At 51.3% G+C, this 26,612-nt stretch carries 29 protein-coding genes; 19 read left to right on the top strand and 10 right to left on the bottom strand.

The window, feature by feature from the left end:
* Complete coding sequence (locus tag ACO0LM_RS06480; protein WP_423035404.1) at nucleotides 1-1,716, top strand: alkaline phosphatase D family protein; 1,716 nt, start codon at nucleotides 1-3, stop codon at nucleotides 1,714-1,716.
* Between the two features lie 66 nt (nucleotides 1,717-1,782).
* Here the strand turns inward: ACO0LM_RS06480 and ACO0LM_RS06485 are convergent, their stop codons facing one another.
* A complete protein-coding gene (locus ACO0LM_RS06485) occupies nucleotides 1,783-2,244 on the bottom strand; it encodes a GNAT family N-acetyltransferase (protein ID WP_423035406.1) in 462 nt (153 codons plus the stop codon).
* 172 nt (nucleotides 2,245-2,416) lie between these two features.
* Here ACO0LM_RS06485 and ACO0LM_RS06490 point away from each other — a divergent pair, with 172 nt between their 5' ends.
* The 3 genes from ACO0LM_RS06490 to ACO0LM_RS06500 all read left to right on the top strand — a co-directional run bounded on the left by ACO0LM_RS06490 (nucleotide 2,417) and on the right by ACO0LM_RS06500 (nucleotide 4,758).
* Entirely contained in the window at nucleotides 2,417-3,877 is a 1,461-nt protein-coding gene (locus ACO0LM_RS06490; RefSeq protein ID WP_423035408.1) for a hypothetical protein, read from the top strand.
* 32 nt (nucleotides 3,878-3,909) lie between these two features.
* A complete protein-coding gene (locus ACO0LM_RS06495; RefSeq protein ID WP_423035410.1) occupies nucleotides 3,910-4,368 on the top strand; it encodes a hypothetical protein in 459 nt (152 codons plus the stop codon).
* 168 nt (nucleotides 4,369-4,536) lie between these two features.
* The gene (locus tag ACO0LM_RS06500; protein WP_423035412.1) at nucleotides 4,537-4,758 is read left to right on the top strand and encodes an EamA family transporter; all 222 of its coding nucleotides are present in this window, start codon (nucleotides 4,537-4,539) and stop codon (nucleotides 4,756-4,758) included.
* 21 nt (nucleotides 4,759-4,779) lie between these two features.
* Here ACO0LM_RS06500 and ACO0LM_RS06505 read toward each other — a convergent pair whose 3' ends face one another.
* From ACO0LM_RS06505 to ACO0LM_RS06520, 4 genes are all read right to left on the bottom strand, one after another.
* The gene (locus tag ACO0LM_RS06505) at nucleotides 4,780-5,358 is read right to left on the bottom strand and encodes a YceI family protein (RefSeq protein WP_423035414.1); all 579 of its coding nucleotides are present in this window, start codon (nucleotides 5,356-5,358) and stop codon (nucleotides 4,780-4,782) included.
* A 124-nt stretch (nucleotides 5,359-5,482) separates the two neighbouring features.
* The gene (locus ACO0LM_RS06510; RefSeq protein ID WP_423035416.1) at nucleotides 5,483-6,277 is read right to left on the bottom strand and encodes a class I SAM-dependent methyltransferase; all 795 of its coding nucleotides are present in this window, start codon (nucleotides 6,275-6,277) and stop codon (nucleotides 5,483-5,485) included.
* Nucleotides 6,278-6,426: 149 nt separating this feature from the next.
* The gene (locus ACO0LM_RS06515) at nucleotides 6,427-6,675 is read right to left on the bottom strand and encodes a helix-turn-helix domain-containing protein (protein ID WP_423035418.1); all 249 of its coding nucleotides are present in this window, start codon (nucleotides 6,673-6,675) and stop codon (nucleotides 6,427-6,429) included.
* The gene (locus tag ACO0LM_RS06520) at nucleotides 6,675-7,211 is read right to left on the bottom strand and encodes a DUF2975 domain-containing protein (RefSeq protein ID WP_423035420.1); all 537 of its coding nucleotides are present in this window, start codon (nucleotides 7,209-7,211) and stop codon (nucleotides 6,675-6,677) included. Before ACO0LM_RS06520 ends, ACO0LM_RS06515 begins: the two co-directional genes overlap by 1 nt.
* 99 nt (nucleotides 7,212-7,310) lie before the next feature.
* Here ACO0LM_RS06520 and ACO0LM_RS06525 point away from each other — a divergent pair, with 99 nt between their 5' ends.
* The 3 genes from ACO0LM_RS06525 (at nucleotide 7,311) to ACO0LM_RS06535 (ending at nucleotide 9,468) form a co-directional block, all read left to right on the top strand.
* Nucleotides 7,311-8,186: an alpha/beta hydrolase gene (locus ACO0LM_RS06525; protein ID WP_423035422.1), complete on the top strand. Its 876-nt coding sequence runs from the start codon at nucleotides 7,311-7,313 to the stop codon at nucleotides 8,184-8,186.
* A 133-nt stretch (nucleotides 8,187-8,319) separates the two neighbouring features.
* On the top strand, nucleotides 8,320-8,532 hold the full coding sequence (locus tag ACO0LM_RS06530; protein ID WP_423035424.1) for a hypothetical protein: 213 nt from the start codon (nucleotides 8,320-8,322) through the stop codon (nucleotides 8,530-8,532).
* Nucleotides 8,533-8,715: 183 nt separating this feature from the next.
* The gene (locus ACO0LM_RS06535) at nucleotides 8,716-9,468 is read left to right on the top strand and encodes a head GIN domain-containing protein (protein WP_423035426.1); all 753 of its coding nucleotides are present in this window, start codon (nucleotides 8,716-8,718) and stop codon (nucleotides 9,466-9,468) included.
* On the opposite strand, the gene ACO0LM_RS06540 is transcribed toward ACO0LM_RS06535, so the two are convergent.
* Nucleotides 9,402-10,313: an AraC family transcriptional regulator gene (locus tag ACO0LM_RS06540; RefSeq protein ID WP_423035428.1), complete on the bottom strand. Its 912-nt coding sequence runs from the start codon at nucleotides 10,311-10,313 to the stop codon at nucleotides 9,402-9,404. The genes ACO0LM_RS06535 and ACO0LM_RS06540 overlap by 67 nt on opposite strands.
* A 28-nt stretch (nucleotides 10,314-10,341) precedes the next feature.
* Nucleotides 10,342-10,800 (bottom strand): GyrI-like domain-containing protein, encoded by a 459-nt coding sequence (locus ACO0LM_RS06545; RefSeq protein ID WP_423035430.1) that lies wholly within the window; start codon nucleotides 10,798-10,800, stop codon nucleotides 10,342-10,344.
* Nucleotides 10,801-10,853: 53 nt separating this feature from the next.
* Between ACO0LM_RS06545 and ACO0LM_RS06550 the strand changes: the two genes are divergently transcribed.
* Together ACO0LM_RS06550 and ACO0LM_RS06555 are read left to right on the top strand one after the other, a co-directional pair.
* Nucleotides 10,854-11,012 (top strand): hypothetical protein, encoded by a 159-nt coding sequence (locus ACO0LM_RS06550; protein WP_423035432.1) that lies wholly within the window; start codon nucleotides 10,854-10,856, stop codon nucleotides 11,010-11,012.
* A 55-nt stretch (nucleotides 11,013-11,067) separates the two neighbouring features.
* A complete protein-coding gene (locus ACO0LM_RS06555; RefSeq protein WP_423035434.1) occupies nucleotides 11,068-12,042 on the top strand; it encodes an alpha/beta fold hydrolase in 975 nt (324 codons plus the stop codon).
* Nucleotides 12,043-12,738: 696 nt separating this feature from the next.
* Here the strand turns inward: ACO0LM_RS06555 and ACO0LM_RS06560 are convergent.
* On the bottom strand, nucleotides 12,739-12,951 hold the full coding sequence (locus tag ACO0LM_RS06560; RefSeq protein ID WP_186947843.1) for a cold-shock protein: 213 nt from the start codon (nucleotides 12,949-12,951) through the stop codon (nucleotides 12,739-12,741).
* Between the two features lie 469 nt (nucleotides 12,952-13,420).
* Here ACO0LM_RS06560 and ACO0LM_RS06565 point away from each other — a divergent pair, with 469 nt between their 5' ends.
* From ACO0LM_RS06565 to ACO0LM_RS06605, 9 genes are all read left to right on the top strand, one after another.
* Nucleotides 13,421-14,491 (top strand): STM4015 family protein, encoded by a 1,071-nt coding sequence (locus ACO0LM_RS06565; RefSeq protein ID WP_423035436.1) that lies wholly within the window; start codon nucleotides 13,421-13,423, stop codon nucleotides 14,489-14,491.
* Nucleotides 14,492-14,498: 7 nt separating this feature from the next.
* Complete coding sequence (locus ACO0LM_RS06570; RefSeq protein ID WP_423035438.1) at nucleotides 14,499-15,641, top strand: STM4014 family protein; 1,143 nt, start codon at nucleotides 14,499-14,501, stop codon at nucleotides 15,639-15,641.
* Nucleotides 15,628-16,293, top strand: coding sequence for an HAD family hydrolase (locus ACO0LM_RS06575; RefSeq protein ID WP_423035440.1), 666 nt, complete (start codon nucleotides 15,628-15,630; stop codon nucleotides 16,291-16,293). The genes ACO0LM_RS06570 and ACO0LM_RS06575 overlap by 14 nt, the downstream gene beginning before the upstream one ends.
* Complete coding sequence (locus ACO0LM_RS06580; RefSeq protein WP_423035442.1) at nucleotides 16,281-17,132, top strand: STM4013/SEN3800 family hydrolase; 852 nt, start codon at nucleotides 16,281-16,283, stop codon at nucleotides 17,130-17,132. Before ACO0LM_RS06575 ends, ACO0LM_RS06580 begins: the two co-directional genes overlap by 13 nt.
* Complete coding sequence (locus ACO0LM_RS06585; protein WP_423035444.1) at nucleotides 17,129-18,469, top strand: STM4012 family radical SAM protein; 1,341 nt, start codon at nucleotides 17,129-17,131, stop codon at nucleotides 18,467-18,469. Before ACO0LM_RS06580 ends, ACO0LM_RS06585 begins: the two co-directional genes overlap by 4 nt.
* Entirely contained in the window at nucleotides 18,466-19,329 is an 864-nt protein-coding gene (locus ACO0LM_RS06590) for an STM4011 family radical SAM protein (protein WP_423035446.1), read from the top strand. Before ACO0LM_RS06585 ends, ACO0LM_RS06590 begins: the two co-directional genes overlap by 4 nt.
* A gap of 171 nt (nucleotides 19,330-19,500) precedes the next feature.
* On the top strand, nucleotides 19,501-21,894 hold the full coding sequence (locus tag ACO0LM_RS06595) for a TonB-dependent receptor plug domain-containing protein (protein ID WP_423035448.1): 2,394 nt from the start codon (nucleotides 19,501-19,503) through the stop codon (nucleotides 21,892-21,894).
* Between the two features lie 176 nt (nucleotides 21,895-22,070).
* Complete coding sequence (locus tag ACO0LM_RS06600; RefSeq protein ID WP_423035450.1) at nucleotides 22,071-22,658, top strand: hypothetical protein; 588 nt, start codon at nucleotides 22,071-22,073, stop codon at nucleotides 22,656-22,658.
* An 8-nt stretch (nucleotides 22,659-22,666) separates the two neighbouring features.
* Nucleotides 22,667-22,882: a helix-turn-helix domain-containing protein gene (locus tag ACO0LM_RS06605; protein ID WP_423035452.1), complete on the top strand. Its 216-nt coding sequence runs from the start codon at nucleotides 22,667-22,669 to the stop codon at nucleotides 22,880-22,882.
* 14 nt (nucleotides 22,883-22,896) lie between these two features.
* Here the strand turns inward: ACO0LM_RS06605 and ACO0LM_RS06610 are convergent, their stop codons facing one another.
* A complete protein-coding gene (locus ACO0LM_RS06610; RefSeq protein ID WP_423035454.1) occupies nucleotides 22,897-24,114 on the bottom strand; it encodes a citrate/2-methylcitrate synthase in 1,218 nt (405 codons plus the stop codon).
* A gap of 352 nt (nucleotides 24,115-24,466) precedes the next feature.
* Between ACO0LM_RS06610 and ACO0LM_RS06615 the strand changes: the two genes are divergently transcribed.
* Nucleotides 24,467-25,855 (top strand): CoA transferase, encoded by a 1,389-nt coding sequence (locus ACO0LM_RS06615; protein ID WP_423035456.1) that lies wholly within the window; start codon nucleotides 24,467-24,469, stop codon nucleotides 25,853-25,855.
* Nucleotides 25,856-25,860: 5 nt separating this feature from the next.
* Here the strand turns inward: ACO0LM_RS06615 and ACO0LM_RS06620 are convergent, their stop codons facing one another.
* Complete coding sequence (locus ACO0LM_RS06620; RefSeq protein WP_423035458.1) at nucleotides 25,861-26,580, bottom strand: alpha/beta fold hydrolase; 720 nt, start codon at nucleotides 26,578-26,580, stop codon at nucleotides 25,861-25,863.
* Nucleotides 26,581-26,612: the final 32 nt, after the last annotated feature.

Genomic DNA, 26,612 nt, shown 5'->3' on the forward strand with positions numbered 1-26,612 from the left:
ATGCAAAACGATCAGAAAAAAAGTTCACAAGCACCAGCAAATATCGCCAGACGCGGTTTTGTCATCAAGATGTCTTCAGTCGCTGCCGTCATGGCATCCGGTGGTGTCCTGACTGCTTGCGGTGGTTCTTCGACTATCCTGAACGGAGAAATGGCGGCCTTCAATTATGGTGTTGCCAGTGGTGACCCATTGTCTGATCGCGTGATCTTGTGGACGCATGCCAAGATATCGACCGATGCCAGCGTGGACCTGAGCTGGCAAATGGCTGCGGATGCGAGTTTTGCCAGCGTGCTGTTGTCAGGCAAGGTCACAACAAGTTCAGCCAGCGGTTTTACTGCCAAGGTGGATGCCATAGGCCTGGCTGCCAATACCGAATATTACTATCGCTTCGTGGCCCCGAATAATAGCGTGTCACCTGTCGGTCGTACCCGTACCCTGCCAGTCGGCAATGTTGACCAAGTCAAGCTGGCAGTGTTCTCTTGCAGTGATTATCCTGCCGGTTATTTCAATGCCTATGACAGTGCGGTATCGTCAGGTGCCCAGTTCGCCCTGCATCTGGGTGATTATATTTATGAATACAAAGATGGCGTTTATCCACCAGTCGCCTCCCAGGTGGCAGGCCGTATTTCTGCACCTGCCAGCGAGATTGTTACCGTGGCTGATTACCGCGCGCGTCATGCCCTGCACAAAGCTGATCCGTATCTGAAAGCCCTGCATGCACGCATGCCCATGATCACCATCTGGGATGATCATGAATTTGCCAATAATGCCTGGATGGATGCTGCGGAAAATCACAATCCTGCCACCCAGGGAAGCTGGGCCGCGCGCAAGGCAGCGGCCAGCCAGGTTTATCATGAGTGGATGCCGATACGTTCACCAGATACCGCCAATTTGTTGAAGATTTACCGTTCGTTTGATTTTGGCAATCTGCTGTCACTGCACATGCTCGACACCCGTATTATCGGTCGTGAGCAGGCACCGGATCGTATGCTGGATGCACAGGGTCGTGATGTTGCTGATCCCAATTTCCTGCCCTATGCCTTCAACAAGAACAAGCAATTACTGGGCACGACCCAGCAAGCCTGGCTGGATACACAGATGACGACCTCCAAAGCAAGCTGGCAGATATTGGGTAACCAGACTGTCATGGGACGTATACAATTGCCAGCTTCGGTACTGCTTACGAATTTGAGTGCGGATTCCGTGACTGCTTACCTGACCGCCAAGGCAACACCGGTAGCGGCACAGACACAGGCACAAAAAGATTTACTGGATCCGTTGAAGAATCCAAAGATATCCTACAATTTCGATAACTGGGAAGGTTATCCGAATGCCCGCGATAGCGTGTTTAATTCGGCAGCGAAACTGAAAACGACAGGCAAGAAATTCCTGGTCTTGTCGGGCGACAGCCACAACGCCTGGTTCAATAAACTGACCCTGACGGATGGCACACAAATAGGGGCAGAATTTGCCGGCATGTCGGTGACTTCATCCGGTTTTGAAGGGGTGTTCCCACCCTCAGTAGTGGCACCAGCAACGCTGGCCGGCACCATCAAAGCACTGGTGGATGACATCACTTACATCGATACCTCTCGTCGCGGCTATATGCTGATCACCGTGACACCTACCCAGGCCAAGGGGGAATATGTGTACGTTAGTACCGTCACCAGTTCCAGCTATACCACCAGTGTGGATACCTTCACGTACGCAGGGTAATATCGGGTAACACCCAATACCCGTTCACAGCCGAAGTCAGCATTGTGCTGGCTTCGCCATGACTCTTTAAACTCTGTATTCCATCGCCAAGACGTCTGCATTTGATTCTGCCTCGACCGCTACAAAACCGAGTTGGCTGTACAAATGCAAGGCCCCTGGATTATCACGGTATACGCGCAGGCTGACGACAGACAAGCCTGTCACGGCGATGGCCTGCTGCATCAACTGTTCACACAATACCCTGCCAAAGCCCAGCCCACGTGTAGCCGGAGACACGATGATGCGGCCCAGATGTACACGCTGCGCATCGCGCCGCCAGAATTGGGCAAATCCGGCTACTTCCTTGTCCGCACCGATCAATACAAATGCCTGCGCTTCTGGTTTCGCCAGCAAGGCGGGCAAGCCTGCGCTGTCGAACGGGAAGGCTAGCCGTGGCCCGGCCCAGCGGGCACAAGCTTCAGCATCGTTAATCCAATTGGCGATGACTGCATAATCAGTGAACAAGGCAGGGCGCAAGGTCGACGACATTGTTTTGTGATGGATGAATTGAGGGGTTTTTAAAAACAGATACCGCAAACGGTATTTATTTTGCAATTTAACCGTGGACTGGGTACGGCGGTGTGCAGATAATCCACACGTAGCTCAGCATGGCACGGAGGCTACGATTATATGTCTTGATAAACCCACTTGAAAATCAATTATGTCAAACGCGCTCATTGGTAATACCAGACCGACCAGGCAGGGCTATTATTCCAGCTTGAAAATTCTGGGCTGCTGGGGCCTGAGAATCTTCCTGGTGCTTACAGCTATTGTGCTGTTGCTGCTAGTGACATTCATTGCCATTAACTGGAAAGATGAAACCTTGACGCCTGAGGCGCAAGCCTTGTTGCGCACCCAGGAATTTCATGTGCCTTATGCGCAAAATGGCTTTTATATACTGGTCATGATGAACGCAGCACTGGACACCGATCTGCTAAAAAACGGTATCGATAAAATCAAGGTTCAGCAGGCGCTATATCAGAAAGATAAAGCCTATTACGAAAGCCATCCTCATCCTGAGGCTGAGGAAAACCCCCTGAGCTTCAACTGGAACAATAATCGTTGCAGGCAAACCATACAAAATTGCGTACAGATGGATTTGGCAAATCGTACCGAGCTGACGGCACAAATGGCCAGCAATCAGGTACTGGCAGAACGTTATGCACTGATGCGAAAAATGGGGGACTATGAAGAACACCTGATACCGGCTTTCAATGCAAGCCTCCCAGCATATAGTAGTTTAAGTCGTGCAATTGATTTGCTGCTGACACAGGCCAGTTTTGATATCGCCGATGGCAAACTGGATGCCGGTTTGCAGCGTATGGAAAGTAATAACCGCTATCTCAGGGTGGCATTGAAAAACAGTTCCAGCCTGATTTCCAAAATGGTGATGCAGACTGCCCTACGCAAACAGGCGCGTGCGGTCAGTGAACTGCTGGTGTTGTATCCGGCGTTGCTGGAACAATATGCAGAGCGCATCAGCCAACTGGTGCTGCCCATGACTGAGGCAGAGAGAAGCCTGGAACGGCCATTTTTATATGAAGCAGGTGTGCAGACACATTTTTCCCAAAATCTGCGTGCCAGTCTGGCGATGACACAAGACAAATCAGAAATTGCAGCGTGGCCGTTGAATGTGCTTGGTGATTTCACTTTTCAGCCGAATGCCACGACCAATATGGTTGTCAGGAACTGGACACTCATCATCGATGCGGCCAGAAACACAACTGTAGATTTCAGCACATCAAAAGATAACTTTAAAAAAATGCGTGAAGCCTTGAACACCAGCAGCATTTCTTTTTACCTTGCACATGCCTACAACCCGGTCGGAAAAATCCTCATGCAGGTAGGTATACCAGACTATGCTTTGACTTACATTGGCAAGAGCCTGGACACAGATGCCTATCTGCGCTTGGTCAGCTTGCAGGCTGACATCTTGCGTAAAAAAATGCCCGATGCGGATATACCAGCCTATCTTGCGCATGCCCCAGCGGCGTTGCGCAGCCCGTATGATGGCTCGGCCATGTTATGGGATGCCAGGTCAGCGCAATTGAAATTTATCGGTCATGAAAAAGCCAGCAGCAACCTGGGTGCGGGCAATGTTAATATCGTTGCTTTACGCTAGCAGGGTCTCGACAGAATTGAGACCGCGTATTTATGTCAACAGTCGTCGTCGCTATCGTCCTGTTCGCGGCCTTTCTGCATGCTGCATGGAATGCGGCGATCAAGGTCGGTGAAAACAAGTTTTTCAATACGGTATTGGTCACCAGCGGTGCCGGTTTTGTCTGCGCGCTGGTTTTGCCTTTTGTCAGCCAGCCCGAGAGGGCAAGCTGGGCGTATATTCTTGCCTCGGTCGTCTTGCAGGTCGTGTATTTTTGTTTGCTGGCGGCTGCTTACCGGGTCGGAGACATGAGCCAGGCTTATCCGCTCATGCGGGGAACAGCGCCCTTGCTGGTGGCGGTGGTAGTGGCAGTATTATCGGTGAAGCAGTGCCTGCCATGCGCTGGCTGGGCCTGGGCCTGCTGGTTCTGGGCATCGTCGGATTGTCGGTACTGGACAGGGCACCGAAAAAGTCGCAGGGCAACGGTTTTTCGACGCACACTTTGGCGCTATTGAATGCATGCTTTATCGCTGGCTATACCTTGGTTGATGGCATAGGCGTACGCAAGTCGGGTGCGCCGGCGGCCTATACCATGTGGATATTCTTGCTGACTGCGTTGCTGTTGTTAAGTCTGGTCTTGCTCAGAGACCGGCATTTTTTTCAATTACAGCAAGGGCAAGGTTGTGCTGGGCATAGCTGGTGGCAGTTGTTCAGTTGCCTCTTACGGCCTGGCCTTGTGGGCAATGACGCTGGCACCGGTGGCTGCCATCGCTGCTTTGCGCGAAACATCCATCCTGTTTGCCACCGCGATTGCGGCCTGGATACTGCGTGAAAAAATAACAGCAAGACGGTTGGTGGCTATCCTGCTGGCTGTGGCAGGGGCAATAGTCATCCGTTATACCTGAGCGAGTTATTCTGCTTGCTGATCATTCCTTGATGGCTTCAACACTGAATGACAAAGTCACTTCATCGCTGACAAAGGGCACGTAGCGTCCAACGCCATAATCACTGCGCAAAATCTTGGTATAACCATTCGCACCACAGGCGCGCTTCAGGTACAGGATCATGAAACGACATTCAAAGTGGGTGATGTCCACTTTTACCGGGCGTTTGATATCGCGTATGGTCAAGTCACCTTCTACCTGTACCAGCTTGTCTTCATTGAAAATCAGTTTGCTGGATTGAAAAAGTATTGTGGGATATTTTTGTACGTCAAAAAAACCTTCAGAGCGCAATATTTTATTGAACGCGTCTGAGCCTGTATTGATGGAATCGGCATCGATGTCGATTTGCAGGCTACCGCTCTTGTTGTCGGTATCGAGTTCTATGCTGCCGGTATTTTTGTCGAAGCGTCCGCGCTGCATCGACAGACCCCAATGCTTGTATTCAAAACTGCTGAAGGTATGTTCGGTATCGACCAGGTAGCGATCCAGCGCCATGGCTGGCAGGCAGCCAGCCAGCGTGATCAGGGCGAGTGCAAGGTGATGCAAAGGGATGCTGAACATAGTGGCGCATGAAATAAAAAAGGCAGTAGTGCCATGATAGGCCCTTACTGCCTTTGCTACCAGAAATCAATATCCTGCCTGCCACACTGGCACAGGCATGTGTGGCAGATATTCAGCTCAGATATTAAGATTTGACGAATTTCAAGGTCATGCGGTCGCTTTCACCTATGGCTTCATACTTTGCCTTGTCTTTTTCCTTGTTGGCAAACGTGGGTGGCAAAGCCCAGACACCGTTTTCATGGTCTGCCATGTCTTTGGGATTGGCATTCACTTCAGATTTTGCGGCCAGCTTGAAGCCTACGCTTTCTGCCAGTTTAATGACATAGCTTTCATGCACATACCCGGTGCTGGCTTTTTCATCCTGGGTTTTGCTGGCGGGCAGGCGATGTTCAACCACGCCAAACACACCACCTGTTTTCAAACTGTCATAGGCGCTCTGGAACAGGGCTTTCATGGCGGGTTCGCCATTGCCTATCCAGTTATGGATATTCCTGAAAGTCAGTACCAGGTCGACACTGCCCTTGGCTGCATAGTCGAGCTTGGTTGGTGGCGCAAAAACCCCCATTTGTACTTTGCCGTAGACGGCAGGGTTGGCATCCAGTTTTTGCTTGAAGCTGGCTGCACCCTTGCTGACTGCCGGGTCTCCCAGGGCAGCGATTATCTTGCCGTTGTCGCGCAAATAAGGTGCCAGGATTTCTGTATACCAGCCACCGCCAGGCGACAACTCAACCACCGTCATGGTCGGCTTGATGCCAAAGAAAGTCAGGGTTTCGTAGGGGTGACGTGCACTGTCACGTACCGTATTGGCTGGAGTACGTTGTGGGCCAGCGATGGCTGCTTTCAGGGCGTCATCGGCCATGGATACCTGACTGGCACCCAAGCCTGCCAACAGGCTTACAGCGAGTAAAAACTGTTTCATTCGGACTCTCCTAAGGAAAAACGATATGACTGTCAGGCCGCGTAAACGTTCCCTGACAGGTCAAACGGCTATCGTGCAGCGCATCATAAGCGGTTTTGGCAAGATGTGCTGCATGCTTAGAACTCAAACCTATCGATGAAATGAGCCCGTTAGCTGGGATTGTCGGTGTTGGCCTGGTCTTCAGATGGCTTGCCGTCATTCACCCATTCCATGATGTCGCCGGGCTGGCAATTCAGGCGTTCACAAATTTTTTCCAGGGTGGAAAAACGTATGCCTTTTACCTTGCCTGATTTGAGCAGGGACAGATTCTGTTCCGTAATGCCGACAAATTGCGCCAGTTCCTTGGATTTGACTTTGCGTCTGGCCAGCATGACATCGAGATTGATGATGATGGACATCAGATGAAGCCCTCGTTTTCTTCTGCCAGCCTGCGGCCCTCATGCATCATGCCTGTGACGAGATAAAAGGCTATGCATACCAGCAACAGTATCAATTCTTCTGAAGATACCGAGACCGAGAAACCGCCATCCTGCTGCCCAGACAGTAGCCGCATTACGCCCGTACGGGCAGGCACTTCTGCGATGGATAGCAGGGTGGACAGGGCTATGGCACCGGAAAATGTCCGCAGTCGCGCAATATTCTGCAAGGAAAACAGGTTTTTCTGCTGGATACCGGCCAGCAATCTGTCCAGCTTCCACAGTCCATACAACATGCACAGCAGTGCCGGCAAGCCCAGCAGGATACCGACGCTGTGTTCCATGGTGGGCATGGTACGCATCTGTTCAATGAGCAGGCCCTTGGCAGCAACATACATGGACCAGGGACCCAGATACAACAGGGTGTTTGTCCAGGCCAGGATAAAGAAAGCCACTTCCGTGGCAGCGCAAAGCAAGAGTAAGGGCCGGATCAGGCGGGATAGTTGGTTTATTTTCATAAATAATTGTATTGTGATCATAAATTATCGTTTAACAGTAATTAATTTCTGTTATAGTTTAATTGTAATAGACTTGTCGGCAAACCGTAAGGAGTAACGATGCGCAACTTGATGTGCAACTTGTTCAGGAGCTCTAGCCTGGTATTGATGTGTTTGGTGGCATTCTGTCTGTCTGCTTGCATGAGTGTGCAGGTCAGTGAAAACCAGTTCATTCATCCAGACAGCCGTTCCGGTTATCGCCTTGCCGAAAAACTCGATGCGGCCAGCGTCCAGCAAATGGCAGCCAATGCCGAGCTAACGGAATGGCGGCTGGACAGTAGCGACGGTGTAACTTTGCAGGGCATACGCATACAGTTGAAACAGGCGCAAGTCAGCGTGCTGTATTTCGGTGGCAATATGTTCCATCTGGATGACGGTGCAAAATACCTGTTGCCTGCCATGCAGCAATGCGGGGTGAATTTGCTCAGCTTCGATTATCGTGGCTATGGCCGCAGCAGTGGCCAGCCCAACGTCGCCAATATGCAGGCTGATGCCTTGCGCATTTATGATTATGCAAGAGCCCAGACCACGGGCAAACTGATCGTGCACGGCCAGTCATTGGGCAGTTTTATTGCCGGCTATGTGGCGCAGCATCGGCAACTCGATGGTCTGGTGCTGGAATCAACGGCAAGCAATGCCATGGACTGGGCGTTGGCGAATACACCCTGGTATGCCAAAGCTTTCGTCACTATTGAACTGAGCCCGGCTTTGCAGGGCATAGACAATACCCGTGCTGTTGCCGGTTTTCGTGGCAAGAGCCTGGTCCTGGTTGGGGATCAGGACCAGGTCACGCCACTGGCTTTGGGACGCAAGGTGTATGACGCGCTGCCCTCAGCAGACAAACGTTTTATGGTCAGCCCTGGTGGCGGCCATAATGGCCTGATGCGCCGTACCGATATGGTGGACGCGTATTGTGGTTTTGTTCGCTCCATCTGAACCACGGGAGGCAGGTCGGCTAATGGGGTGTATTTATGCTGATTAAATACACACCGGAAAAGCATGGCAAATCCAGACAGACGCACCTAATATGAATCTATAATGCGGTTCACATCTTTTTCTGATACTTGCCATGAAGAAATTAAGTTTCGTCTTGCTATTACTGGCTTTCCCTCTGACCAGTTTTGCACAGACACCGGTATTTCGTTGTGAAGTGGATGGCAAGCCGGTATGGTCAGATCAACCTTGCAAAAAGAAAGGCAAGGCAGTGACGGTCAAGCGCCTGCAATCGGGTACGCCTGGTGGCAATCCTGCATCCACACCAAAAAATCCCCCACCCAAGTAAATCAAAATAAACACGGCACTGACTGACTAAGTCAGTGCCGCTATCCTGTCTTCCCCGCTGCAATGCTGCAATGTTGCCATGGGCTTGTTTTAAAAGCGCAAGGAACTTAATCATCTGTCCATAGTCAGACTGGCATCAACAACAATCAACAATCAATACCAACCAACAACGCAGGAGATTATTTTGGATACTTTATTTTCCCGTCGCCATATCCTTGGTGCCATGCTGGTACTGGCCAGTTTGCCTGCCGCCGCAGATTGGTCGGATGGATGGTTTAGAGGCAAAGCTGTCGCCGGTTCCGGCAATATTCAAAAACAGGACCGTGCAGCAACGGGCTTTACCGAAGTTGACCTGGCCTTGCCTGCCAAAATGGAATTGCGTCAGGGTGATAAAGAAGGTATCCAGATAGAAACGGACGACAACCTGCAAAGCCTGATAGAGACCGTGGTAGAGCGCGGGCGGCTGAAGATCCGGTTGGCAGACAAAAATAAATATCCCGTTACCAAGAGCCTGAATATCGTGGTTTTTTTCAAAAACCTCGAACAATTATCCGTCGGTGGTTCTGGAAAAGTCTGGTCCGACAAGATCCTTGTCAAGGATTTGCAAGTGGCTATTGGTGGTTCCGGTGATATCCAGTTGAAGACGGCGAAGGCGGATACGATCAAAGTCAATATCGGTGGCAGCGGCAACTTTTTGGCAGCCGGTCAGGTAAGTGATTTCAGTGGCAGCATCGGTGGCTCCGGCAATATCCATACCGGCAAGCTGGAAGCGCAGACTGTCAAAATCAAAATCGGCGGATCGGGCACGGCAGAGGTCTGGGCCAAAGATAGCCTGGATGCCAGCATAGGCGGCTCAGGCGATGTGACCTATTACGGTGACCCCAAAATCAAGAAATCCATAGGCGGATCGGGCTCGGTGACACGCAAAGGCATATAGATATTCGTCAGCAATTCTGTTGGTGCCGTATCGCGCGGATTGTTCAGGTATTCTTCAAACGGCGGTGCATCATCGATTTCTTCGCCGGAAGCAGGCAGCCAGACACCAAAGAACCAGCGATACACCGGTTGCATGTCAGAATACGGGCCTTTGTATGTCAGCACCGCATACTTGCCGCCCCGCAGTTCAGTGACCGACAGAGGGGACTGCAAGGCTTGTTCTGGCAGCGGCCGGGGTGCGCTGATGCAGGCTTTGGAACGCAATTTTTCTTCCTCCACCGTCATCGCATCGTCATAATATATCCCTATCCAGCGCGTGTCCGGCCTGAACAATTGCCGCGATGCGGCGCAGCCGTTCAGAATATCAAATGTTTTACTGATACCCATATAGCTGCCAAGATTATCAATGCTGAGCAATTGCTGGGTGGCGACGCTAGTGATGTTAACCGGAAAGTGCAGGTCGGCGCTGAGTTCATCCGGCAAGGGAAATTGCTGGTGGCTGCCCTCTTTGCGATAACGCGCCGGGGGCAGGCCATACACCGCTGCAAAGATGCGGGTGAAGGATTGCAGGTTCGGGTAGCCGGAAAATTCGGCAATCTGTTCTATCGCCATGCTGCTGCGGGCCAATAAGGTGGCGGCCCTTTGCAGGCGCAAACGCTTGACGGTCGCCACCACGCTTTCGCCATGTATCGCACGGTAGATGCGGTGCCAGTGATAGGGCGACATGCAGGCAATCTCTGCCAGCCTGTTCAAATCCAGGTCTTCATCGAGATGCTCATGCAGGTAACTGGTGACGCGGCTCAGGCGTCGTTCATAACTGATCTGATGGGCTGGGTTGGCTGGCATGCGAGTCTTCAATTTTTATTGACTGAACTTATTTTATACCGATGTAGATGGCAGCTTGCTGCGGCCCCGGATATTCTTCAAAATCAGTCTGATAGCACCGTTCGTGTTCTGTATTGCTGGCGAAATAAGACCAGACCTTGCCCCAGCCTTGAATTACCGCCATGGGCATCTCACCGTCGCACGCAAATACCAGGTATTTGCCTGCCTTGACGCTTACTGTGGCAAAACCATCTGCTGGGGCCGATACGGCTGCCCCTGCCATGACATCAAATTCGCCGCTGGCATCCGATTCGTAATTGGAATAGACGCCATAGACTTTTGCACCGCTTGCTTTGTTTGGCAGTTTTTCCGCCAGTTGCCGGTTAAAAAAATCTCCCCACATGGGACCGATTCTGGCCGTGGATGGATCGGTTTCGTTGGTGTTGCGGGTACGAACCTGCAAGCCGCTGACCTGAAAGCTACTGATATTCTGTATCTTTGTTTGCATGGCAATGTCCTGTTGTATTGTTGAATTGAGTCTGTACATTAACATGACAGCATTTGACAAATCTTGCGGACTTGCAGGATCTGACTGCCACATCATTGATAGAATTGAGCGTCTCGTTTTATACGCCGCTATACCTGACTTGCGCTTTTGAAGCCGTGGAAGACATCATGCTGCATTTGCCGGGTGGCACCAGGATTTGCGCTACACTCTGACAGAGCGGATTGTGAACGTCTCGATAAAATGCCGTCATTTCCTTGAAAGTGCAGCATGCGAAAACTGTTAAGCCTGCCCGTGCGGATTACCCTGATTGTCCTGGGCATCATCATGTTGCTGTTCAGTATGGTGTGCTTTGCCATCTTGCTGACCTGGGCGCCGGACAAACCGGTGGAAGAACTGTTGCCGCGCTGGGCACCTGCGCCTTCACAATTCATCGCAGTAAAAGGTTTGCCGGTCCATGTGCGTGATGAAGGCCGGCGCGATGACCCGGTGCCGCTGGTACTCATCCACGGTACGTCTGCCAGTCTGCATTCCTGGGAAGGCTGGGTAGCTGCACTGAAAAGCCAGCGACGCATCATCAGCATGGATATTCCTGCCTTTGGTTTGACCGGACCGAACTTTGAAGACGATTATCACAGCCCGACCTATGCGAAATTTATCCTGGATTTGATGGATACCATGCATGTCAGCCACTTCATCATCGGTGGCAATTCATTGGGTGGTGAAATTGCCTGGCAGGTGGCAGTGGCCGCGCCGGACAGGGTAGAACGCCTGATTCTGGTAGATGCCGGCGGCTATGCGTTTACACCGACTTCCATGCCGCTGGGTTTCCGCCTGGCGCGCATGCCAGAGGCGGCCTGGCTGATGGAACATACCCTGCCGCGTCACATGATGGAAGCCAGTGTGAAAAATGTTTACGGTGACCCGGGCAAGGTGACTGCAGAGCTGGTTGACCGGTATCAGGCCATGACGCTGCGTGCTGGCAATCGCCATGCACTCAGGCTGCGTTTCAGCCAGCTTGATCACGGTGCGCAGGCGGCCAGCATCAAGCGCATAAAGATGCCGACGCTGATTATCTGGGGAGGAAAAGATCATTTGATTCCGCCGGAAAACGCCAAAAGGTTTCAGCAGGATATCGTTGGCAGCAAACTGGTGATGTTTGAACAGCTTGGTCATGTGCCACATGAAGAAGACCCGGTCGCAACCGTGGCTGCAGTCAGGGATTTTTTGCAGCTGGTACCGTAAAAGCTGCGGGGAAAAGGAAAAAGCCCGCCTGCGGTATTGACCGTGGGGCGGGCATCTCTACATTCTGGCAACTCGTCAACAACCCATGCTATCTGCATGGTGCCATCGACTTGGCATCACCCGTGCTATCTGCGCGGTGCAATGTGGGTTTGAGTTACCTTGTCCTGTCGGCCAATGAAATGATTCATGTCACGACAGGGTTTACCACGAATGAGGTCCTTCAACACTTCACTACACCATTTTCCGGTTTGCACATAGGCGCAAATCTGGCCGGTGAGAATGAAGGCGCGACGGAGTAGACTGAAATTACTCTGCGGTGTTGTTCACAGGGGACACTGATCAACAGTGGGCCCTTTAACGACAATACCATTTTCCAACAACCCATGCTATCTGCGTGGTGCCACTGGCCGGTAAGTATCATTCTGCGCATCAATCATTCGTGCGGGACGAAGACTGACAGATGAAGGGTTTGTCGTTTTCGCTTCCTGTAGACTGTGCCAGCAACCCATGCTATCTGCATGGTGGCACTGGCTGGTAAAAATTTCAGACTTCAGAAAGCGTTACAACTGAACAAACTTGGAGACTGTTACACCATCAGGATGGCGGGGCAAATTTACACCGCTGCTCACCGCTAACCTGACAGGCAAAGACTCTTGTTTTTTCCTGGGTCTGTAAAGACCCGTCATTCAATTCTGATTAAGACAGAACTTGAATGTTACTTGCCTTGTCGCCCTTAGGGCTGGCAGTACGTTCGAACGAAACGCGTTGGTTTTCGCTCAGGCTTTTGAAGCCGCTGGATTGTATGTCCTGGAAGTGGGCGAACAAATCTGCACCGCCTGCATCAGGAGCAATAAAGCCGAAACCTTTAGCGTCGTTGAACCATTTAACTATACCTGTTTGAGTACTCATGTTTTTTTCCTTTTGATAAGACCATAGGCAACATTGCCCGAGGGGGCACTTGTAAGCAAGTGATAAAACCGGTGGAAATAAGACAGAACAGCCAGAGAGATAAAGCTATGCGGAATTGGGACCAACAAATTAAGGACTTGATGCAAGTACAAGACGGAATATACACCTTAAATTGGAAATCACCTAATCTTCTTTTCAATTATGTTGAAAGAAGATGATTTGACGGCATCCAAGCCACCTGCTGCGACTGCTCAAAATGACGACCACTTTCCTACGTTTTACATAGGAGAATAAGCTAGCGAAACTGTACTGTGTAACAATTGATTTTCTTGCTTGACAAGGGGTGGTCAGCAGGTACCATGTGGCTTTAAAGGCAAGATATTTATCTGCAGACGTTCAAATTGAACTCTGCGGCCTACTCAAGCCAACTCAGCTCCATCAACACCCGTCAATTTTAAGGCGCTATTCGATGAAACATTACTTTGAATACCAGGATTCCAAATCATACAAATTTTGGCAAGTGGAAATGGAAGCCAGCACGCTGACTGTGAAGTACGGAAAAATCGGTACCGCCGGTCAGGAAAAGATCAGCAATTTTGAGTCCGTAGAAAAAGCACAAAAAGAAATGGACAAGCTGATCGCCGAAAAAACCAAAAAAGGTTATGTGCAAAAGACCGATGCCAGTGCAAAAAAAGTCGCACGACGCTTGGGTGTAGGCTATGACGAGGCAGAAGAGGGCAAGACCTTGGCAGAAAAAGTATTGGCTTTCCTGGAGACGACGCAGGCTGCAGAGGTGGAATCGCTGGTCATCGCTGCCTGGGAAGATGCGTATGAAAACGGACCGCAAGATGCCCTGGGTTTGCTGGTGGCAAACCACGGCAAACTGGCTAATTTGAAAGAATTGTTTGTCGGCGACATGGATTCCGAGGAATGCGAAATTTCCTGGATTAACCAGGGCGACTACACCTCTGTTTTTACGGCCTTCCCAGCGCTGGAACGTCTGCATATCAAGGGTTCTACAGGTTTGGAATTGTCGTCCCTACCATTGAAGCATGACAAGCTGAAAGCACTGACCATAGAATGTGGCGGCTTGCCGAAAAAAATCATTGAAACCATTGCCGCTGCACATTTGCCGAATCTTGAATACCTGCTGCTTTACCTGGGTGTGGATGACTATGGCTTCGACGCCAAGATAGATGATCTGCGCCCCCTGATGCAAAAGGGCTTGTTTCCCAAGTTGACTTATCTTGGTCTGGCTGACAGCGGTATCGCCAATGAAGTCGCAATGGCGATTGCGCAAGCTTCAGTGCTGGAGCAACTGGAAACACTGGACTTGTCCATGGGTACGCTGACAGATGAAGGTGGACGTGCCTTGTTGGACAGTAAAAAAATCAGCGGTCTGAAAAAGCTGGATTTGCATTACCACTACCTGTCCAATGCCATGATGAAAGAATTCAAGCAATTGCCTATCTTGGTAGATGTATCGGATCAGCAAACCAGCGATGACGACGATTGGCGCTACCCGGCAGTGACGGAATAGCTGCTGGATGCGCAAGTTTTCTTCATTTGTGCTGATAGGCAATCCTGAAAACAGACGTGTGCGTTTTTTTCAGGAAGCATTGCAGGACGCAGGGCTGGAGCCGGCCCTGGTCATTCCTTATCTGGATGTATTGAATGATATTTGCATGCTGGACGAGGTATTGGCGAAAGCATGCACCGTCAGGATAGAGTCACCCGGTGAAAACTTTGAAGTGGAAAAAAGAATACTCGCTTTGGGTGGTCTGGAAAATGCGCTGGCGCTGGAAGACGAGCGCGGCAGAATCTATCATCCGCGATTATGGTTTCAGGGTTTTTCTCAATTGATGACATCGATTGCCCAGCGTGCAGGAAAAGTGGACTGGTTTAATCACCCGGCAGATATCGTCAGCATGTTCAACAAACCGCTATGCAAGCAATTGTTGCAAGCGTATACCTTGCCAGCCTGTCCGGTGTTTTCCTGCTATGACGAATTTTTTGCATTCGTGGAAAAGCAACAAGCCAGCCGTTTCTTCATCAAGCTGAATTCAAGTTCGTCAGCGTCTGGTGTGGTGGCTTATGAATACAATAAAAGCAATGGCCGCGAACAGGCTTATTCTACGGTGGAAGTCGTGCATGGGATGAATGGCATGAGTGGCATGAGTGGCACGCATGGCGAGCGGTTTTACAATTCCCTGAAAGTTAAAAAATATACTGCGCGCGACACTATACGGACCGTGCTGGATTTTCTGTTTGCGCAAGGTGCTTTGACAGAGCGCTGGATACCCAAGGCCAGTCATGAAGGTAGTTCTTACGATTTGCGGGTCATGGGTATAGCCGGCAAGCGGCGTCACGCTATTGCCAGATTGAGCCGTGGCCCCATGACCAATTTGCACCTTGGTAATCAGCGCTGTGCAGTGGATGAACTGGAATTGTCATCAGTAACCTGGAAAGACATCGATACGCTGGTAGAAAACACCATGCAGGCTTTTCCACTATCCCTGTATGCAGGACTGGACATATTGCTGCCCAGGGATGGACAGCCACCGGTGCTGCTGGAGGCCAATGCCTTTGGCGATTTATTGCCGAATCTGTTGCACGATGCAGAAAACACCTATCTTGCGGAAATCAATGCTGTCCTCAGACGGCAGGCAGGTGAGCATGGCGAACACTGAAAAAGCCAGCCTGCTGTTTGATATCGACAATACCCTGATAGACAGGGATGCTGCGTTCACCCTCTATTTGCAGGACTTCATGGAAAGGAACCAGGGCGCGTTTGCAGACGAAGATGCAGCACGTGCAAGGGAGGATATCCTGGCCCTTGATTGCCATGGAAGAAAAGATCGCAAGCTGTTTTGCCAGGCTTTGTTGCACCGCTTTCCCGGTCTTTCTTATACGGCGGATACTTTGTGGGCAGACCACATGACACTGCCGGATTTTGTGCAAGCAGATAAGTTGCTGGGTAATATGCTGGAACGACTCTCGGCACAATATCAGCTCATGATTATTTCCAATGGTTCTGCCAGCATGCAAGGCCGCAAGCTGCATAGTGCAGGGCTTACGCATTTTTTTGAACATATCTTTATTTCTGCCGAAGTCGGCTATGACAAGCCTGACCTGAGACTGTACTCGCATGCACTAGTCTATTGCAGACAGGCCGGGGTTGTCATGATAGGGGATGATTACCTCAACGATATGCAGCCCGCCATGGCTTTGCAGTTGAAAACCGTTTTCGTCAATCCTGGCAAGATACAGGTACCCGCACGGCCTGACCGGGAAATCACCGGCATCCACGAACTGGAGGAGGCGCTGACATGTCTGATATGAAAAACAGTTTGGCTAGGACGAATATGCCGGATATGCTGGATATGAATGCGCTGGTTGGCAAGGCCAACTTCCTTTTCATCACTTTTGATACCCTGCGTTACGATGTCGCGCAGGCCGAACATGCGGCAGGGCACCTGCCTTTTCTGGCCAGCATATTGCCCAACGGCTGGGAAGAGCGCCATGCGCCGGGGTCCTTCACCTATGCATCGCACTGTGCTTTTTTTGCTGGCTTTCTGCCGACACCGGCGCGTCCAGGGGTGCATGAAAGATTGTTTTCTCTGCAGTTTGCCGGCAGTGAAACCACCGGTGAGCACAGCTATGCTTTCGATACACCGGACATCGTCGCAGGTTTTGCCGGATTGGGGTATCGCACCATTTGTATTGGTGGTGTCGGCTTTTTTAAAAAACAAAATCCACTGTCCTGTGTCTTGCCCAATCTTTTCCAGGAAAGTTACTGGCAGCCTGAATTTGGTGTCACTGATCCTGAATCAACCAGGCATCAGGTTGAGTTTGCTATCCATCTATTGCAACAAAAACCCCGGGAAAAAGTTTTTTTATTTATGAATTTATCCGCGCTGCATCAACCCAACTGTCATTACCTGCCGGGCTCTGCTGGCGATAGCCTGGCAAGCCATGCTGCTGCGTTGCGCTATATTGATAGCCAGTTGCCACCCTTGTTCCAGGCACTCAATCAACGTGGCGACAGCTTTGTGATACTCAGTTCCGATCATGGCACGACCTATGGTGAAGACGGTTATACAGGACACCGTCTGGGACATGAAAAAGTCTGGACCATTCCCTATGCCGATTTCTTGTTGCCACAAGGGAGCTTGCCATGACTGATGTTGGCGCGAGCTTTCGTCGTTATCTGGAAGAAAGCAATCGCTTTCAAAGCTATCTGTATTCGTATCCGCACAAGACGGCCTACCGGCCATTCGAGCAAAAGCTGGATTTGAAAACCCTGTGGGCACCGGAAAAAAAGAGTTCGCTATATTTGTACACGCATATTCCTTTTTGCCGCATGAAATGCGCGTTCTGTAATTTGTTTACGGTTTCCAATCCGCAAGAAGATCTGGTCAGCCTGTATCTAAAAAAAGTGCAACTGGAAGCCGAAGTGGCGCGAGACACTCTGGGCGAGTTCGCCTTTGCCGGGTATGCGATTGGTGGCGGCACGCCCAGCCACCTGGAAGTAGGGCAGTTGGAGAAATTATTTTCAGTCTATACCAACACCCTGGGGCTGGATTTGAAAAATACGCCAGGCTCGTTTGAGATTTCTCCTGACACCATCAACGATGAGAAACTCTCTTGCCTGTCACAGCATGGTGTGCAGCGCATCAGCATAGGTATACAAAGCTTTATCGATGCCGAAGCGCGTTCAGTCGGTCGTGTACAGCCAGAAGCGGTGATGGAACCGCTGCTGGAAAAAATCAACAGTTACCAGTTCCCGATTTTCAATCTGGATCTGATTTATGGCATCCCGGGGCAAACGCCGGAAACCTGGCTGGCATCGCTGGAAAAGGCCGTGCAATTCCAGCCAACGGAAATATTTCTGTACCCCCTCTACGTGCGCCCTTTGACGACACTGTTCAAAAAGCACGGCAATACCCAGGCCGAAGATCTGCGCAGCACACTGTATCGCATAGGGCGAGAATTTTTGCAGGCACATGGCTATGTCCAGGATTCGATGCGCCTGTTTCGGCGGCCAGTTGCCGGCTTGCGTGAAAGCTCAGAATATTCATGCCAGGAAGATGGCATGATAGGGCTGGGTACCAATGCCCGTTCCTACACCACAGACGTGCATTATTCGACAGAATATGCGGTATCCAAACCGAATGTGGCAGCCATCATCAATGATTATGTGGCCAAGGAACGTGCCGACTTCATGACGGCGGGCTATGGTATTCGCCTGTCTGAAGATGACAGAAAGCGGCGTTACCTGATCAAGTCACTATTGAAGATCGAAGGATTGGATGAGGCACATTATCAGTCCCTGTTTGGGAAGACGGTGCATGCCGATTTCCCTGAATTGGCTACTCTTATGGAAATTGGATTGGCGCAAGAACAGGCGGGTCGCATGCAATTGCATGGGGATGGCATGGCGTACTCTGACCTCATCGGTCACTGGTTTATTTCACCAGAGGTCAAGCACAAAATGCAGGAGTATGTACCAAGATGAGCCTGAAAGTGATTTATCGCGGGCACCTGACTGATTGCAACTACAGTTGTGAATACTGCCCCTTCGCCAAAGAAAAGAACAGCAGGGAAATGCAGGCGCTGGATAAAAAAGATCTGGACAGATTTGTCACCTGGGTAGAGCACAACAGCAGTGCCGACTATCCCATGGAAATTTTTATTACGCCCTATGGTGAAGCCCTGGTGCGTAAATGGTATCAGGAAGCAGTGATACGTTTGTCGCATTTACCGTATGTGCGCAAAGTGGTGGCACAGACCAATCTGGCCTGGAACCCGCAATGGTTATCACGTTGCAATCCGCAGACCACAGCTTTGTGGACGACCTATCATCCGGATTTTGTCAGCGAAAATAAATTCGTCGAGAAATCGAATGCCCTCAGTGCCATGCATATTCGTCACAGTGTCGGTGTGGTGGGACTGAAGCAGCATTTCCCGCACATCACCGCCTTGCGCCAGCGCCTGCCACAAGATATCTATATGTGGATCAACGCCTACAAGCGTGAAGCTGATTACTATAGTGAGGCAGAAATCGCCTTTCTGGAAAATATCGATCACTTGTTCAGGCTGAACCTGCCCTGGTATGACAGCATGGGCAAAGCCTGCAAGGCGGGGGATGAGGTGGTGTCCATAGAAGGCAATGGTGACCTGTTTCGCTGCCACTTCATCAAGACCAGGAAGGGCAATATTTTTACCGACCCGCTGGCCAGCATGCTGAAGAAGGAAGCCTGCACCAAAGCGACTTGCCACTGTCACATAGGTTATATCCATCTTGATAGCATGAAATCCGATGAAGTGTATGGCAGCGGTTTGCTGGAAAGAATCCCTGTACGGTTTGCTGGATAAGCGGAAAACCAAGCGGCAACTTAGTAACAACTAAAGTAGCAAACCAGATAAACAGTTTTTGCCTTATATGATTTTTTCATGCTTTTAACTGAAAACAATCGTTTGTCGTCTATGCCCAAGGAAGTAATATCGGTTCAACTTAAAGCTCATTAGCATAGAAAGAGATCCCGTATGAACATAGCTACAAACCTGTTTTTACCCAAGCGACGTAATGCAGTATTGGTGGCAGCAATCGTTTCTACCTTTTCAGCTTTTTCTGTCGAGGCACAAGAAATCATCCCGCCTCAGTCAGATACCGTTATTGTGACCGGTACACGTAGCATCAAGCGCACTGTGTCGGATTCTGAAGCACCGATCGATATCCTGACATCCAAGGATTTGCAATCTACTGGCTCTGGCGAGCTGGCGGCGGTATTGAGCCGTTTGCTACCTTCACTGAACTTCCCGCGTCCGGCAGTGGCCGACGGTACGTCGGCCAGTCGCCCTGCACAATTGCGCGGCCTGTCGCCGGACCAGACACTGGTACTGGTGAATGGCAAGCGCTGGCATACCTCGGCGGTGGTGAATGTGAATGGCACCGCAGGGCGTGGTTCTTCGCCTGCCGATCTGAATACCATCCCCATCAGTTCCATCGACAAGATAGAAGTTTTGCGTGATGGTGCGGCAGCACAATATGGCTCGGATGCGATTGCTGGCGTCATCAACATCATCCTGAAAAAAGGGGCAGATGGTGGCGAAGTCCAGGTCGGCGGCGGTCAATACAGCAAGCGCGACGGTACGCAAGGCAGCCTGAGCGCCAACTTTGGTGCGGCTTTAGGTGACAAGGGCTGGGCACGTTTTACTGCAGAGCAGCGCAATCAAAATGAAACCAATCGCGCCGGTGCCGATTTCCGTAATCCACTCGAACCTTTATACGGCAGAGTCACCCAGGTGCAGGGCGATCCCAAATTGCAACAAACCAATCTGGGTGTGAATGCTGCGCTGGCACTGGCGGCAGATCTTGAGCTGTATGGCTTTGCCAACTACAGCCGTCGCAATACCGATGCTGCGGCGACCTGGCGCACCGCTTACACCACCACCACCGGCACGACTTTGCGCACAACGCTGTATCCAAATGGTTTCTTGCCGAATGAAGCCGCGACGAATACCGATGTATCGGTGGTGGGCGGCATCAAGGGGCGCACCGATGGCTGGCGCTGGGATGCCAGCGTCAATTATGGCTCCAGCGAATTCAGCCTGGATGTCACCAATACCGTGAACCTGAGTTTGGGAGCCACCAGCCCAACGCGTTTTTACGCCGGCAAACTGAAAAATACCCAGACGCTGGCAAATTTTGATGTGGCGAGAGAGATAGAGTTTGCCGGCCTGGCGAATCCGCTGACACTGGCGCTTGGTGCTGAATACCGGCGTGACCAGTATGAAATCGGTGCTGGTGAAGCGAATTCTTATTTCGGTAGCGGCGCGCAGGGCTTCTCTGGTTTCCAGCCTTCGAATGCGGGCAGTTTCAGCCGTCACAGCGCATCGATTTATGCCAATATCGAAGCGGAACTGACCAAGCAACTGAGTGCTTCGGTCGCTTTGCGACATGAAAACTACAGCGATTTTGGCAGCGTGACTTCGGGCAAGCTGTCTGGCCGGTTTGAATTCACCAAGGAATTTGCATTACGCGCAGCCGTATCGAATGGTTTTCGCGCACCTTCACTGGCACAGCAAAATTATACGATTTCCACCACTAATCTGATCAACATCAATGGCACATCGCAACTGGTGGATACCGGAACCTTTGGCGTTGCCACTGCTGCCGCCAAGGCTTTGGGGGCGATACCGCTGGAAGCAGAAAAATCACGCAACTACAGTCTGGGTGCGGTATTGCAGCCTGTGAAAAATGCCTCACTGAGTATTGATGCCTATCAGATCGATATTGATAAGCGCATCCTGTATTCCGGCAACCTGATTTTGCCTGCAGCCTTGCAAAGTGTGCTGGCCAAGCAAGGGGTGCTGGTCGGTGCGGCGCGTTATTTCACCAATGCACTAGATACACAGACCCGTGGTGTGGATGTCGTCGGTTCGTATCAAATTCCTTTGTCGGGTTCAGACAAACTGGGTTTTACCGTCGCCTATAATCACAATGACACATCAGTGAAGCGGGTGGCAGATAATCCGGCGATATTGACGCAAAACAATCTCTTGCTGATAGACAGGCAAACCGTCAACCGCGCGACTTTGGCGACACCGAAAGACAAATTCAGTATTGCGGCTGACTATGGCTTCAACAACTGGACCATCCATGGCCTGGCAACACGCTATGGCAGTTTTGTCTCACCACAAAATAACGTGACCCTGGATCAGACTTATAGTGCCAACCTGGTGCTGGATGTCGCCGCCAGCCTGAAGCTGGGCAAATGGACTATCAGTGCCGGCGTGGATAACCTGACGGACAAATATCCAGATCAGGTGACTTCGGCAGGCAATCTGAATTCTGGTGGTACCCTGGCGTACAGTACCTTCTCGCCGTATGGCTTTAATGGTCGTTACTACTATGCGAAGGCGGCATACGCCTGGTAACCTGAGTGCTGTTTTTTTGAGAATGGGCTGCGTTATGCAGCCCTTTTTGCGTCCGCTGCTTAAAAGTCTATGAAATTATTATCGATATTTATTTATCGATAATCGATAAATAACTATTGCATTTCGAAATTCATGGCTTTAGAATTGAGTCACTTTAATTCAACCAGGGGCTACAAATGCAAGTTCAGAAACATGCCAGGATTGCCAATATCCGTAAGCTGAGCAGGTATTTTTTATTTCTTGTGGTTGCCATGATGTTTATGACTGGCGGTGGCGGATTTGTTTTATCTTTGATGATTGCATTCGGGCCTATAGGAGATTTAACGCTGACAGGATTTCTGGTGAAATCCACGGTACAAGACGGAGGATATTTCGCATTGCTGTTGAGTGGCATGACAGTGGAATTGAAAGTGATATCTGTCATTGCTGTTGTCAGCTTTTTTGCCATGATCGAATTTATACTTATCCATACTAATCAGCTCTTGACTTGTTTTTACGAAGGAGAGATTTTTAACAAAAAGGCGGTTTTTCATGCAAAAAAGGTGTTTAACTTCAATCTGATTCTTGTTGGCGGAGGCATTTGTATAGATTTTCTGTCTATCATTTTGAGTTGCCTCAACCCGGATCTAGGTGGCTCACGTGAAGTAGGTCGTTTTATTGGTGGCACCATAGATCAGCTGGTTTGGATAGGATTTTTCCTGTTACTGCTGTGGTCGCTGGAAATAGGTGTAGACCTCAATGAAGAAGCTGAACTGACCATCTGAGGACGCATATGCCGATTACTGTCAATCTGGATGTGGTACTGGCCCAGCGCAAGATGCGTTTGAATACGCTGGCTGAGCTGGTGGATATCACGCCACAAAATTTATCTGTATTGAAGACGGGCAAAGCCAAGGCCATACGTTTTGATACGCTGGAAAGAATTTGCCAGGTGCTGGAATGCCAGCCCGGCGATATTCTGGCTTATACGCCAGATACCGAAACTTAATACCGAAGCCTGATTTAAACTGATTTTGTATCGGGAAATTTGCCCACATACCTGGCACGTGGGCGTATCAACTGGCCTTCTGCCACCTGTTCCATGGCATGGGCTATCCAGCCTGCCGTGCGGCCCAGGGCAAACAGGATCTGGGCCGCACCTTTTGGCAGCCTGCAGGCAATTTCGACTGCGACCAGCGCATAGTCGATATTCAGTGCCTGGCCGGTCAGGTCTTGTGCCGCATCGGCCAGATCAAACAAGCTGGCATGTGTTTTTTTGTCGAGCATGCTCATCAACAAGGCTCCACGCGGGTCACCATCCGGATAAAGCGGATGACCAAAGCCTGGCAGCCGTGGTGAAAAATGATGGCTGGCATCATGCTTATGCAGACGCTGTTGCAGGAACTCCGGCATGCCCTGCGGCCCAATTGCCAGCCCAGCCCTTACCATGCTGCCGACACGCAGGCTTTCGCCGCCATGCTTGGGGCCAGATAGTGCCGCCAGCCCGGCAACCAGGGCCATACCCAGATGGACACCGGCAGAAGCGACACAGCGCACGGTAAAGGTGGATACATTCAATTCATGATCAGCGCTGACCACCAGGGCAGCACGCAGCAGGTCTGCCTGGCTTGCATCCAGTTGCCAGGCTGTCGCCAGCTTGTGGTGAAATGGCTGATAGTCGGGTTTCACACCCAGCAATGCAGCGGCCGTCAGGTGCATCCACAACAACGCGTGCTGGTGGGGGTGGATGTCTGTGGTCTGATTGACTGTTGCAGCCAGCAGAGGGAGCACGCTGATGGCTCTTTCATAGGGCGACAGGGTTGCGCCCAAGTCCATCAATTGGGGCCACAGCGTATCCAGTCCGGTTAAATGGATATCCTGCAATTCAGTTGTAGCATGGCTGTCCCACAAAATCAGCGCTGTTTGTTCCAGCGTATGTGTGCGTGCCAGATCATCTACGGGCAGGCCACGGTAATACAGCTTGCCATGGCTTACCTGGGTTATCTTTGATTCCAGTATGGGTACACCCCAGTCTATGGCAGATTCGGCAGCACTACCCGCCCGCTTGCTGTCGGTATTGCGGACCAGCAGGCGCAACACTTCTTCCTTCAGATAACGCCTGGCTCTTTGCCCTTCATGCAGATGCGATTGCAGCAAGCCACGGCTGACATAGGAATACAGCGTGGGCAGGCTGATGCCCAGCAACTGTGCAGCTTCTCTGGCAGAGATAAGATTTTCCACTATAAATTTTTATATTGATTGGCAGAATCAAGATTGACCATAGTGTGATACAGATCCTAGACTGGATGCATACCTATGAGCACATGCATCAGATTATCGGGCAGATTATCGCATGGTCTACTAAATAGGACTTACGCAAAATCGTCCCAGCAAGGCTAACGCTTTTAGGAAACCTCCCTTACAGGGAAGGTTCGTTACGTCGGCAGACAATATATTGTCTGAAACCCCGACTACACCGCAGCGACGAAGACAGTACGAATAGTACCGAATCTTGCTAAATGCGGGAGCTGCAACGCAGCTGGGGCGGTTTTGCGTAAGTCCTACTAATTTGATTTCCTATTGGGAGAACATCATGTCTGCAGAAGCATTACTGGCATCCTTATGGCAAATGGGCGGCGGCGCGCCTGAGGCTTTGCCACAACTGACATTTGGTGGCGATACAGCGCAATTGCCATCGACGTTTCAGGTGGGGGAGGTGGCGTCGGCCACGATTGCCGTGCAAGCCTTGATGGCGGCGCAGCTTTGGCAGGCACGCGGTGGTGAAGCCCAGAGCATCACTGTTGACCGGCGTCATGCGCTGGCCATGTTCAAGAGTGACCGCTATCTCAGCGTCAATGGACAAGCACCTGAAGACCCCTGGAGCAAGATTGCCGGTTATTACCAGGCTGGAGATGGGCGCTGGATACAGTTGCATACCAATTTTCCGCATCACAGGGATGGGGTGCTGACGATCTTGCAATGTGTTGAAGAGCGCGCCGCAGTTGTCCGGGCAATTTTAGGCTGGCAAGCGGCAGAGCTGGAGCAGGTATTGGCCCAAGCCAACATGTGTGCCGCCATGATACGCACAGAACAGGAATGGCTGGCCCATCCACAGGCGCAAGCCATCACAGATTTGCCCCTGTTTGAAGTCAGAAGAGTGGCCGATGGCCCCGTCATTCCCCTGCGGCCTGATGGGCAGCGTCCCCTGAGTGGTGTGCGCGTACTGGATTTATCCAGAGTGATTGCGGCCCCGGTCGGTGCCCGTACACTGGCACAGCATGGGGCTGAGGTGCTGGCCATCAGCGCTGCTCATCTACCTAACATCATGCCGCTGGTGATGGATACCGGCCGTGGCAAACGTTCTGCACAAATTGATTTTCGCCAGGCAGAAGGACGGCAGCAAATGCATCAGTTGATCAATGGTGCCGATGTTTTCATACAGGCATATCGTCCGAATTCTCTGGCACAACTTGGGTATTCGGTTGAGGAATTGTGTGCCATGCGACCCGGCCTGATTCATGTCAGTCTGTCGGCCTACGGGCATGTCGGCCCGTGGGCAAACAGGCGCGGTTTTGATAGCCTGGTACAGTCAGCCAGTGGCATTGCCGATGCCGAAGGACGGTCAGCAGGTGGTACTGCACCCGGCAAGTTGCCGTTCCAGGCACTGGATCATGCCACTGGTTATTTATTGGCTTATGCGACCATGCTGGCGCTGCAAAAACGTGCTATCGAAGGAGGTAGCTGGCAAGTCAGGGTTTCGCTGGCGCAGACCGGACGCTGGCTGCAACAGATGCCCAGACGCGGTTTGCATGATCATGCCGCTGAATTGCGTGCGGAAGAAATTGCTCGCTTTTTGCAGGCATCGACTTCAGGATACGGACAGATACAGGCCATCGCACCGGTGGAAAAAATGCCTGCCACGCCTGCACGTTTTGAGCTGCCGGCACCGGTTCTGGGTGAGCATGCGCCAGTCTGGCAGTAGTTGGTTTACAGCGTATTCCTGCTTAGCCATTTATCCAGTAAGACGATCAGTTCTGATGCCTTTTCCAGTGGTGACATGTGGCCGCAGTCTTCGATGATTTGCAGTTCGGTATGCGGCAGGCCGTGTGCCAGTTTTTCAGATTCTTCCAGGCTGCGCATCTGGTCGTTCCTGCTGGCGACCACCAGGGTGGGGCAGCGTATCAGCGGCAGTTCATGATGTCCATCCAGTCTTTGTATGCCCAACTGGCGCAGGAAAACTTCTTTTCCCAGCGCCACCGACATGGCCTGTAAATGCGCCAGCATGGCGGCATCGTCCTGGCGTAGCGGGTGCAGGGCGCGGCGCAGTGCCGTCATGGTCTGGCCCTTGTAGGGGTAAGTGGCCAGCATGTGGATTTGCTGCTGGTTTCTGCGTATTTCATCTTCGGTACTGGCACGTGCCGAGGTATTCAGCAACACCAGACCCGTCGGCCCCGGACCGACAGTCTGCGTGCTCAAGCGCCAGGCCAGGTGACGTGCCACATAACCACCCAGCGAAAAGCCGATGACGATCGCATGTTCAGGTGTCGTTGCCTGTATGCGTTGCGCCATGCTTTCTATGCTGTCACCCTGGTTCAGGTCTGCCAGTTGCACATGCCCGCGTTGCTGTAGTGCTGGTAACAGCAATTGCCACAAACTGGCATCGCACATGAAGCCGGGGATCAGCAGGAAGTGTCTGTCCTTATGCATGGGCGCTTGACGTGTGGCTGCAAGGATTCATC

This window comes from Undibacterium sp. Di26W, assembly GCF_049340265.1.
In the GTDB taxonomy this organism is placed as follows: domain Bacteria; phylum Pseudomonadota; class Gammaproteobacteria; order Burkholderiales; family Burkholderiaceae_D; genus Undibacterium.

Excerpts from the sequence above, each read along its gene's own strand:
- ACO0LM_RS06580 (WP_423035442.1), top strand. The coding sequence starts at position 16,281 with ATGTCTGATATGAAAAACAGTTTGGCTAGGACGAATATGCCGGATATG.
- ACO0LM_RS06525 (WP_423035422.1), top strand. The coding sequence starts at position 7,311 with ATGCGCAACTTGATGTGCAACTTGTTCAGGAGCTCTAGCCTGGTATTG.
- ACO0LM_RS06480 (WP_423035404.1), top strand. The coding sequence starts at position 1 with ATGCAAAACGATCAGAAAAAAAGTTCACAAGCACCAGCAAATATCGCC.
- ACO0LM_RS06600 (WP_423035450.1), top strand. The coding sequence starts at position 22,071 with ATGCAAGTTCAGAAACATGCCAGGATTGCCAATATCCGTAAGCTGAGC.
- ACO0LM_RS06560 (WP_186947843.1), bottom strand. The coding sequence starts at position 12,951 with ATGAGTACTCAAACAGGTATAGTTAAATGGTTCAACGACGCTAAAGGT.
- ACO0LM_RS06565 (WP_423035436.1), top strand. The coding sequence starts at position 13,421 with ATGAAACATTACTTTGAATACCAGGATTCCAAATCATACAAATTTTGG.
- ACO0LM_RS06485 (WP_423035406.1), bottom strand. The coding sequence starts at position 2,244 with ATGTCGTCGACCTTGCGCCCTGCCTTGTTCACTGATTATGCAGTCATC.
- ACO0LM_RS06590 (WP_423035446.1), top strand. The coding sequence starts at position 18,466 with ATGAGCCTGAAAGTGATTTATCGCGGGCACCTGACTGATTGCAACTAC.
- ACO0LM_RS06490 (WP_423035408.1), top strand. The coding sequence starts at position 2,417 with ATGTCAAACGCGCTCATTGGTAATACCAGACCGACCAGGCAGGGCTAT.
- ACO0LM_RS06495 (WP_423035410.1), top strand. The coding sequence starts at position 3,910 with ATGTCAACAGTCGTCGTCGCTATCGTCCTGTTCGCGGCCTTTCTGCAT.
- ACO0LM_RS06515 (WP_423035418.1), bottom strand. The coding sequence starts at position 6,675 with ATGTCCATCATCATCAATCTCGATGTCATGCTGGCCAGACGCAAAGTC.
- ACO0LM_RS06605 (WP_423035452.1), top strand. The coding sequence starts at position 22,667 with ATGCCGATTACTGTCAATCTGGATGTGGTACTGGCCCAGCGCAAGATG.
- ACO0LM_RS06570 (WP_423035438.1), top strand. The coding sequence starts at position 14,499 with ATGCGCAAGTTTTCTTCATTTGTGCTGATAGGCAATCCTGAAAACAGA.
- ACO0LM_RS06540 (WP_423035428.1), bottom strand. The coding sequence starts at position 10,313 with ATGCCAGCCAACCCAGCCCATCAGATCAGTTATGAACGACGCCTGAGC.
- ACO0LM_RS06520 (WP_423035420.1), bottom strand. The coding sequence starts at position 7,211 with ATGAAAATAAACCAACTATCCCGCCTGATCCGGCCCTTACTCTTGCTT.
- ACO0LM_RS06615 (WP_423035456.1), top strand. The coding sequence starts at position 24,467 with ATGTCTGCAGAAGCATTACTGGCATCCTTATGGCAAATGGGCGGCGGC.
- ACO0LM_RS06530 (WP_423035424.1), top strand. The coding sequence starts at position 8,320 with ATGAAGAAATTAAGTTTCGTCTTGCTATTACTGGCTTTCCCTCTGACC.
- ACO0LM_RS06510 (WP_423035416.1), bottom strand. The coding sequence starts at position 6,277 with ATGAAACAGTTTTTACTCGCTGTAAGCCTGTTGGCAGGCTTGGGTGCC.
- ACO0LM_RS06595 (WP_423035448.1), top strand. The coding sequence starts at position 19,501 with ATGAACATAGCTACAAACCTGTTTTTACCCAAGCGACGTAATGCAGTA.
- ACO0LM_RS06585 (WP_423035444.1), top strand. The coding sequence starts at position 17,129 with ATGACTGATGTTGGCGCGAGCTTTCGTCGTTATCTGGAAGAAAGCAAT.
- ACO0LM_RS06620 (WP_423035458.1), bottom strand. The coding sequence starts at position 26,580 with ATGCATAAGGACAGACACTTCCTGCTGATCCCCGGCTTCATGTGCGAT.
- ACO0LM_RS06575 (WP_423035440.1), top strand. The coding sequence starts at position 15,628 with ATGGCGAACACTGAAAAAGCCAGCCTGCTGTTTGATATCGACAATACC.
- ACO0LM_RS06505 (WP_423035414.1), bottom strand. The coding sequence starts at position 5,358 with ATGTTCAGCATCCCTTTGCATCACCTTGCACTCGCCCTGATCACGCTG.
- ACO0LM_RS06545 (WP_423035430.1), bottom strand. The coding sequence starts at position 10,800 with ATGCAAACAAAGATACAGAATATCAGTAGCTTTCAGGTCAGCGGCTTG.
- ACO0LM_RS06555 (WP_423035434.1), top strand. The coding sequence starts at position 11,068 with ATGCGAAAACTGTTAAGCCTGCCCGTGCGGATTACCCTGATTGTCCTG.